Consider the following 2486-nt stretch of genomic DNA (forward strand, 5'->3'; position numbering starts at 1 on the left):
CGGTGAATGCAACTCTGCGTTGTTTTTGACAATGGCAGTCACCCCTTTTGCCAATAAAGTTGCCTCAGTATCAATAATGTCACCGCCAGCATTAAGGGTTAAATTATTGCCGGCAGTGATGATACTTCTCTCTATCGGTAATTGAAGTTGTGAGTAGGATTGTTCGTCTTCCTCATCATCATCGGCATTTTCATATTCATAATGCTTTTCATAACCCTCTCCGTGTTCATTTTCATATTCATAGGGGTCATCTGCTGTTATTTTACTCACATCAAGCGTGCCGCCACTGGTCAGAGTAATATCCTTCCCCGCCGTCAAGGAAATGCTTCTCAGATCGACAATCTTTCCTGCATGGATCTCAATATTTTCATCCGCTTGCAATTGGCTGAGCTGGCGCAGACGCTGATTAATTAATTCTTGTTTAGCGCCGTCATTAAGTGGACTCTGCTCATCAATTAAATCACCCGAGGCATAAATCTCAAGCTTATCATTGGTTGCCAAAAAGATATTTTTCGCCCGGTTAATCAGGGTATCTGCAATATTAATAGGACCATCGGCGATAATGCGTAATAGGTTATCAGCAGAAAGCGTGGTTAATACCCTTATTCCTTCCGGGGTATAGTCGTCTCCAGAGATAACAGAAAGCATCCCCCGGCTGGCAAGCAAGGTCACATCACGACCGGAGATATCATAGCCATTCACATCAAGATGTGACCTTCCATCCAGCATGACATGGTTCCCGGCTTTTAAATTCCCCTGACCTAAATAGATTGTTTCTGCGTTAACGGTTAAGTTCTGTTCTGCCATCATTGACGCACGACTGGCTAAATCTCTGGCAGTGAGAGAAATATTTTCCCCGGTGATTAACGCCAGATCAGTAGGTTTCTTTCCCTCGTTAACATGTTCTTTATCAAAATTAAAACTAAATCCCTCTTTAAATACAGCCGTCAAATCCCCACCGGCACTCAGTTTACCGATGATATTCTCCTGACTGTCTTTTATTGCTTTCGCTGAAAAATTTTTGCCTGTCAGGGTGAGGTTTTGCGCCGCGCTTAACTCGCCAACATTATTTATCTCGTTAGCAGTAATGCTGTTGTTTTTACCTGCGGTAATAATAGGGTGACTTTTCTTAGTCAGGTTTACGTTATCCAGTTGAGTCGCTTTAATGGTGACATCACCACCCGCACGGATTTGTCCCTGATTTTGCAGTGTTTCGGTGGTCAATATCAGATGTTGGCCCGCCTGCACATGGCTTTGTGCTGTCGTTTCCATAGCTCTGCTGTTGATGTTAATGTCTGTCTTGGCATGTACCTCCCCCAAGATAATTTTACCCTCAGCAGTTAAACTGATAGCGTCCTGCGCTGTGGTCAGGTTGGTGAGATTAACCCCAACCCCCTCTTCAGTGGCAACCAGTCGGATTTTATTGGCATACATACCGCCTAATGCTTTGGTATCAACCGCTAATTGCGGCTTTTCCCCTTCTCCGGCGATAGGTTTAACCGTGCCGTCTTTCAAGCTGATACGGTTGGCCCCCTGAGTCAGCGACAGGGTGTTAGCCTGAATTTTTCCATTCAACTCCGTCGCCCGGCTGATGATATCGACATAATCCGTCGTCTTGCCGTCCAGCCCTTTGCCGCCAATGGTAATCTGGCCTTTTTTCACGTCCAGCGCTTCCAGTGCCCCCTGTTTATCAAATTGAGGTTTACCGGTGGTCAGGGTTGCGCCAGCGGTATTAATAAAACCACAGCCATCACAGGTAATGCCGTTAGGGTTGGCAATCATCACGTTGGCTTTATTGCCAGCAATTTCCAACTGGCCTTGCAGGTCAGAGCGGCCACTGCCGGTGACTTCGTTAATAATCAGTTCCGCCGCTTTGCCTTTCAGGTTAGGGTTCGCGTTAAGTTGCCCTGCCAGTTGTGATTGAGCCTCCTGTGTCGCGTTATTGAGTACGGCCCCCTGAGTGGCAACATTGAACTCTTGATAGGTGTTGTGGGATATCCCTGCATCATTCGGCGTGGCGATATTCACCACCGGTACATTGCCCTGATTTTGTACCTGTGTACGGTTGTTATCCGGTGTTATGCCGACAGCTATAGCCGGGTGCAATGGCTGGATTGCCGTCAGGTAAATTAAAAGATAACTCGTAACCCTGGCCATCGAATTGTGGCGTTTATCCATCGTACTGTCCCTTTTCCTAATTTAAGTGTGACAAAGTCAGTCATGCTGACTAATAAGTGACCGCGTTATCCTCAGTCTGGCTTTGGTGATAAAATGGTCATCTTCCCACAGAGAATATTGATGATTTAATAGTGACAACATTAAACTATTCTAATGCGTAATTAATTGATTGTCTGAATAGGTAGTGCAAAATGTGATCATCATTCGTTTTTTTAATCCTGATAATGGGGAATCTGTCATATTAAATGCTAGAAAATCGCGATAAGGCTGGAGATATTAAATGGCGCAGGGTATATACCCTATGGATT

1 protein-coding gene is annotated in these 2486 nt (G+C 45.2%); it reads right to left on the reverse strand.

Features of this window, described 5'->3' with window-relative positions:
* Window positions 1–2178, reverse strand: a 2178-nt coding sequence (locus ACGF49_RS24350) for a filamentous hemagglutinin N-terminal domain-containing protein (protein ID WP_387493246.1), incomplete at its 3' end; no start/stop codon positions are given.
* Between the last annotated feature and the right edge of the window lie 308 nt (window positions 2179–2486).

The sequence above is a fragment of the Photorhabdus sp. RM96S genome (assembly GCF_042879335.1).
GTDB classification, from domain to species: Bacteria; Pseudomonadota; Gammaproteobacteria; order Enterobacterales; family Enterobacteriaceae; genus Photorhabdus; species Photorhabdus kayaii.